Genomic DNA, 7,108 nt, shown 5'->3' with positions numbered 1-7,108 from the left:
GGGTCACGGTCGAAGATGTTGTTCACACCGAACCGCAGCGTCGCCTTGCCCTGAATCCGAGTCGACAGAGCGAGGTCGAAATAGCTCTGCGTCGGGATGCGGGCGTTGAAGTTCGAGTAGTTGGGCGCCGCCAGCGAGGTCGACGGGTTCTTGTATTCCACCTCGACGCTGTCGAAGTAGCGCCACTGCACCGAGAGGTTCACGCCAGCCTTGGTGTCGAGGCCCACCCGCAGCTTGTGACGCCACTTGGGACGCGGGCTGCCGCAGGTCACGCCATAGTAGCCGGCGCAATCATAGAGGGCGGTCAGACCGTTATCGACGACATACTTGTCGAGGTAGGTCGCGACGAAGCTGATCGTGCCACGGCCCAGGCCACCCAGCGAGTGGGCGTAGTTGCCGTTGAACTCGAAGCCCTTGGTCTTGACGCCACCGACGTTCACCGGGGTGTCGGTGACGAAGCCGTCAGACGACAGCCACAGCGAGCCAGCCGCGTTGCGGTGGATGAGGCCGCAAGCCGTCGGGTTCAGATCGGTGGTGCAGGCCGCGAGGATCGCGTCGGCGCCGTAACCCTGGATCGCCTTCTTCAGCTTGATGTCGAAGTAGTCGACGCTGAAGCTGAAGCCCGGAACGAACGTCGGCTGCAGAATCACGCCGACGGTCTTGGTGGTCGCGACTTCAGGACGCAGCGAACCGTTACCGCCGAGGTAGCCGTTGTACTGTGCAGCGGGGTTCGAGACGGTCTGCTGACCGACCTTGAGACCCTGCAGCAAGCAACCACGGTCGGCCGCCGTGATGACCTTGTCGGCGCACGGATCGGTCGAGCCGTCGAGGCCGACGTAGTTGGGCGAGAACAGTTCCTGGATGTTCGGAGCGCGAACAGCGCGGTTGATCGAGCCACGGACGCGGATGTCGCGAACCGGGGCGAAATCGGCGCCGATCTTCCAGGTGTTGGTGTTGAACTTCTGGCCGTTCGACACGCTGTAGTGCGAGTAGCGATAGCCCAGGTTCAGGCTGAGGTTGTAGATGAAGCCATCCTGGACCAGCGGCACTTCGGCTTCGCTGATGAACTCGGTGACGTTGTACGAACCGGAAGTCGACAGGGTCGGCGCGCCCTGGCCGGTGAGGTCACCGGTTTCGAAGGCGTTGTCGGTCTTGAGGTCAAGCGATTCGCGGCGGTGTTCCACGCCCAGCGCGATGCTGATGCCGTCCGAGGCGAGCGGGCTCTTGACGCCCATCTGGCCCAGGTCGCCGGTCAGCTGGCCGCTGAGCACCTGTTCGGTGGTGTGGCCACGCTGGAAGCCCGAGGCACTCAGGTACTTAAGCGCTGCGGGCGAAATCGTGCCGCCGAACACGTCATAGGGCGAGCAGGTCGGGTCGGCGCCGGTCAGCACCGAGCGGCAGACCGCCTGGCCGGTGGCCGGGTTGGTCACGACGTCGAGCGCGTTGGTCAGGCGACGGGCCGAGAACTCGTTGGTGTAGATCTGCGAGTAGTTGACGCGGCCGTACTGGTAATAGGCGTCATAGCTCCAGCCCTTGCCGAGTTCGCCGCGCGAACCGATCAGGGTGCGGAATGCCTGGTGCTCGAGATCGCTCTGGCGTGCGCCACCTTCGACGTTACGACGCAGCAGCTGCATATACGCCAAGTTGTACGGCTGGCCGGTGGTCGGGTCGATCTTGTTGATCGGCCCCGGAGCGGCGGTGCCATAGACGTTGGAGTAAGCGGCACGGGTCAGCGGGAAGGTGCCGACATAACCAACGATCAGGTTGTCAGGGTTGCAGATCTGGTTCTTCTGCGAGGCCGACATGAGCGGGTTGTCGCAGTTGATGGTCAGCGTGTTGCCGAAGTCGCCCGACGGCGCGATCTGCGCCACGGTGCGGTCATCCATGAACATGAATTCCATGTACGGGTGGATGGCCGAGTTCACTTCGTAATCGACGAAGGCGCCAGCGGTGTAGCGTAGCGTTCGTCAGGACGCTGGAAGTAGTTCAGCGGCGCGAAGTTGTAGCGCGTGCTGCTCTTGGGCGTCAGCGTGCCCGGGCCAAGCGCGCCGAAGGTCGACGACGAGGAGCCCTGCGGGGTGAACAGGATGTTGCCGGCGCCCGAAGTCGCCGAGCCGCCGCACTGCAGTGCGTTGGGATTGCGCGTGCGGTTCTGCACGGTGCACGAGCTGTAGTCGCGCTTGGACTGCAGGATCGGGTTCGACTTGCGATAGCCGAAGTAGGCCATCGCATGGCCCTGACCGTCGGCGAACTTGGTGCCGAACGAGATCGTGGTATCGAAGTTCGCGCCGTCGGCAACACTGCCCTTGGGGTAGCCGTAGCCCGAAACGCCGCTGTTGATGCGCGCGTCCAGGATAGACGGGGTGACCGAGTTGCGGTTGTTGTGCTGGTAGAAGCCGTAGTTGCCATCGACGCGCAGGCCGGTGAACTCGGTATCGAGCACGAAGTTGACGACGCCGGCGACCGCGTCGGCACCGTAGGTGGCCGAAGCACCACCGGTCAGCACGTCGACGCGCTTGACCAGCGAAGCCGGGACGAAGTTCAAGTCGGCAGCCGAAGTGGTCACGTCACCAGGCATCAGGCGGCGGCCGTTGACCAGCACCAAGGTGCGGACCGAGCCGAGCCCGCGAAGGTCGACCGTGGCGGTACCGGTTGCACCGTTGGCCAGCGTCGAAGACTGCGCCGCGAACACCTGCGGCAGCGAGTTGAGCAGGTCTTCGGTCTTGGTCGTGCCCTGCAGCTTGATGTCTTCCGACGTCAGGCTGGTGATCGGCGCGGTCGAGGTGAGGTTCGGCGAAGCGATGCGCGAACCGGTGACGACGATGGTCTGGCCCGCATCGGCGGGCGCGGCATCGGCCGGGGCGGCGGCGTCTTGCGCAAAGGCAGGCGCGGCCAGCGAAGCGATGGCAAGCGCAAGGCCTGCTGCACCGACGCGATAGGCGGTGGTGTTGATCTTGGTCACTGTTCAGTCCCTTCTGGAGGCAGCCGACCAGTTTGGCTGCCAGGAGCGACAATCCCGGCTTTCCAAAGCAGGCCCGGCCCTTTTGCGAGGGCAGGACGATGCAGCGTTCCACGAAAGCCGGGACCGATGCCGTCTTGTGGGAGATTTTTCGTCGCAAATGAAAGCAGCTTCTCTCACACCCCGTCAAAACGTTTCACTCATGTTGCAACGAAGCAACATACGTAGGCATCAGCCGCAAACCTCGCGAAATTTATGTAAATCGCAGAGGCGCCAAAGCCACATTTCGTTTCAAGTGTGTCGGAAATTTGCCCGAGACCACCCCAGCGTGTTGCGCTGTGCAGACGCAAAAAAGGCCGGGTCTGGGTGACCCGGCCTGATCAAGGCCACAGCGATGTGGCCCTGCGGCAAAAATGGCCCGGCGCGCCCTCCCTTTGGGGAAGACGCGCCGGGCCTGGTATCAGAAGTTGGCCGTGACGCGCGCGAAGAAGCTGCGGCCCATCACGTCATAGACGGTCGGGAAGGTGCTGCCCGCCACCGAGGTGGCGCCGCTGGTGTCACCCACGATCGGGGGCTGCTTGTCGAACACGTTGAGCACGCCGAGCGAGAAGGTGTACTTGTCGTTCACGCGGATCGTGGCGGTTTCGTCAAAGTAGCTGACGGCCGGGATGCGGTTGGTCTGGATCTGCGTGTCGGCATCCTCGCTCACCTGGCCGATCAGGCGCCAGCGGGTGGAGAGATCAACGTTCTTCCAGCCCAGGCCCAGCGTTGCCACGTGCTTCCACTTCGGCGTGGGAATGTCGCAATCCGCACCAAAGCGGCCGGCGCACTGGATCACGCTGCCGCCCACCACCTGATAGTTGGTGATGACGTAGGTGCCGGCAAAGTCGAAGCCATAGTGGAAGCCGCTGCGGCTGCCGCGATGGAAGTTCACGCCGAAGTCGAGACCGCGCGTGCGTAGCGCCGCCACGTTGGCATAGAGCGTATCGACGCCCGCCGTCAGGCCACCCGACAGCGAACCATCGACCGTGCTGCGGTGAATGCCCTGGCAATAGGGATTGGTCGGATCACCCGAGGCAAAGCACTGTGCCACGACCACCGAGGTGGAGTTGGTCACGATCGCATTGGCGATCTTGATGTCGTAATAGTCAGCGGTCAGCGACAGGCCCGGAACCTGGGCCGGTTCGATCACCACACCGGCCGTGATGGTGTTCGACTTTTCCGGCTTGAGGTTGGTATTGCCGCCATAGAAGGCATTGACCTGACCCGAGATCGGACCGGAAATCAAGCCTTTGTCGAGCTGGGTCTGGGTGGCGCCCTGGGCGAGGCACAGTGCCGCGGTGGTGCCCGTCACGCCCGAACCGGCGCAGGGATCGGTACCGAGGTTGCCGGTGCCCAGGGTCTTGGGCAGGTAGAGTTCATAGAGGTTTGGTGCGCGCACCGAACGCTGGAAGTTGGCGCGGAACTTGAGGCCCTGCACCGGCGCATAGTCTGCCCCGAACTTGTAGGCCGAAACCCCGCCCGAGATCGAGTAGTCCGAATAGCGATAGCCGGTTTCAACATCGAGCGCCTGGATGCCAGGTTTGTCCTGGACAAGCGGCATCTTGAACTCGGCGTAGACTTCCTTGACGTTGTAGCTCTTGTTCGGGATGTTGAAGCCCTGGCCGTAATAGATCAGGTCACCCGAGGCATAATCGTCGCTGACTTCGATATCGGCGGTTTCGCGGCGATAGGTCACGCCCAGCGAGATGGCGGCCGGATTGGCGGCAAACGGGCTGCGCAGGAATTTGACGTCGCCCGACACGTTGCCTTCGGCCACGAACTGGGTGGTGCGATCGTCTTCGGTCGCATTGCGCAGCACATAAGACAGCGCATTCTGCGTAATGCCATTGGCCGAGAACAGATCGATCGGCACGCAACCCTGCGCGCGTGCATCGGCACTGCGGCACATCGCGCCGCCATTGCCGTCAGACACGGCGTCAAGCGCATTGGTCAGCGCCGAATACGACAGGTCGTTTTCCAGCAGGGTGTGCTTGTGCACCTGGGCATACTGGACCGAGGTGTCGAACTTCAGGCCGGTATCGAAGAAATCGCCACGCAGGCCGGCCAGGGCCTGCCAGGTTTCGTTGGTGTGGGTTTCGATACGGCCGCCGGCCTCGGTGATGCGGCGGCGGATGCTGATGGTCGAGCTACCGTCGGAATTGATCTGCAACTGCGGATTGGCAGCCTTGTCGAAGAACGCTTCCTGCTCGGCCGCGCTGAGGTAGGGGTTGTCGGAATAGACGTTGAACGGATAGCCCGCCGTCGCCGTCGGCGCGAGGGTCTGGACCGTCTTGGTGTGCTGGTACGAAGCCCAGCCATACAGCTCGACCTTGTCGCTGACGTCGTAGTTCCACATCGCCATGCCGCCATAGCGTTCGAACGGCGTCTGCGCGTAGTTGATCGGGTTGTAGTTATAGGTGCCGTAGTTGCTGGTCAGGCCGCCAGCGGCGGTAACCTGCTGCAATCCGCCGCCCGGAATCGAAAACAGCGTGGGCGTGGTGTTGGACGAGCCGCAGCTTTGCGACAGGTCTTCCGAGCACAGCGTGCGACTGGAAAAGTCGCGCGCGGCAAACTTGACGCCATCACGCTTCGAATAGTTGGTCGACAGGATCAGGTGGCCGCGATCGCCGATGTTGAACCCGCCGGTAAGGCTGGCATCATACTGTGCGCCATCGCCATAGCCGGTGACCTGGCTGCCGGCGTCAAGCTTGAGGCCGGTGAACTTGTCGTCCAGCACGAAGTTGACCACGCCGGAAACGGCGTCGGAACCATAGACCGCCGAAGCACCGCCGGTCAGAACCTGAACGTTTTTGATCAGCGCGGTGGGGATCTGGTTGACGTCGACCGAGCCGGTGGCGTCATAGACCGGCAGGCGCTTGCCATTGAGCAAAACCAGCGTGCGCTGCGAACCCAGGCCACGCAGATCGAGCGTGGCCGAGCCATCGCCCGGGTTGTTGCTGGCGCCGTTGAGGCCGGCCGAAAACTGCGGGTTGACGCTGAGGATCTGCTCGACCGTGACGGTGTTCACCGACTTGATCGAATCCGCGCTGATCACCGAAACCGGGCTCGATGCCGTCAGGTCAGGGCGCTCGATGCGCGAGCCCGTAACGATGATTTCGCTGCCGGGGGCATCCGTGGCATCAGCCGCGGCGGTGGCGGGCAGGGCCGTGGGGGCAGCATCCTGGGCGAAGGCGGGGCTGGCCAGCGAGGCCAGCGCCATGGCCAGGCTGGCAACGCCAGCATAGTGCAAGGACGAGGGGGTCTTGATCACGATCTATGTCCCTTGTGGGGGGCCGGCGCCCCGCAAAAGAGATCGCGAGACACCGGCCGAGAGCGACAATCCCGACATTCCAGTGCAGCGGTCTGAAAGTTCCAAACCGCTGCCCAGTTCCACGAAGGACGGGACCGATGGCGCGGTTTGTTGTGAGATTTCGGCTGGCTTGAAAGCCGATTGTGCGGAGCCAAAATAAATGGCTTCACTTGTGTGACAATGCGACAACAGTATTCGCAAATACATGAAATTTAATGGTTTAATGTCGAAATATTACGTGCATCTCGGCAACAGTCATTTTCCAATGAAACCATATTACCTGTTGGAGAGCACCACCGCAGCCGGCGCCGCGATACTGTCAGCCAAGGAACAGCAGCGGGTCCAGCCGGCGCATCACCGTGCCCATTTGCCACGCCAGGGCCCAGTGCAGATGCGGGCCGGTGGCCCGCCCGGTCATGCCGACGGTGCCGAGCGGCTGGCCGCGCGAAACGGCCTCGCCCATGCCCACAAGGTGGCTGCTGCAATGCAGGAACGCGCTGCCCAGGCCCATGCCGTGGTCCAGCATCAGCAGGCGCCCTTCCAGCGTGAATGGCGCCTCTGCCGCGAGCACGACGACACCATCGGCCGGCGCCACGAACAGAGTGCCGGTGGGCGAGGCCATGTCCAGCCCGCCGTGATAGGCGCCGGGTTGCCCGCGATAGATCCGCTGTGCGCCGAATCGGCCGGAAAAGCGCCCAGGCGCCGGCCGCACCATGGTTTGCCGCCAGCCCTGGGCCGTGGTGCGCTGCGCCCGCGCTGCATCGATCCGGGCGCGTTCCGTGGCGCGGCGGGCGAGG

The 7,108-nt window shown here is 63.3% G+C and carries 4 protein-coding genes; all 4 read right to left on the bottom strand.

All coding sequences use genetic code 11. The features are described 5' to 3' along the window. A partial coding sequence (locus tag H926_RS35340) for a TonB-dependent receptor domain-containing protein (protein WP_237741187.1) occupies positions 1 to 1,886 on the bottom strand: 1,886 nt, incomplete at its 3' end. A 35-nt stretch (positions 1,887 to 1,921) separates the two neighbouring features. Further along, entirely contained in the window at positions 1,922 to 2,962 is a 1,041-nt protein-coding gene (locus H926_RS35335; protein ID WP_237741186.1) for a TonB-dependent siderophore receptor, read from the bottom strand. A gap of 457 nt (positions 2,963 to 3,419) precedes the next feature. Then, positions 3,420 to 6,272, bottom strand: a complete 2,853-nt coding sequence (locus H926_RS0123725) for a TonB-dependent receptor domain-containing protein (protein WP_022678446.1) — start codon at positions 6,270 to 6,272, stop codon at positions 3,420 to 3,422. A gap of 358 nt (positions 6,273 to 6,630) precedes the next feature. Beyond that, the coding region (locus tag H926_RS0123720; protein WP_022678445.1) for a M23 family metallopeptidase at positions 6,631 to 7,108 on the bottom strand (478 nt) is incomplete at its 5' end.

The organism is Novosphingobium sp. B-7 (assembly GCF_000410615.1).
Classification (GTDB): Bacteria; Pseudomonadota; Alphaproteobacteria; order Sphingomonadales; family Sphingomonadaceae; genus Novosphingobium; species Novosphingobium capsulatum.
Note: the sequence above shows the minus strand (reverse complement) of the source record. Positions and strands in the feature narration are given on the sequence as shown.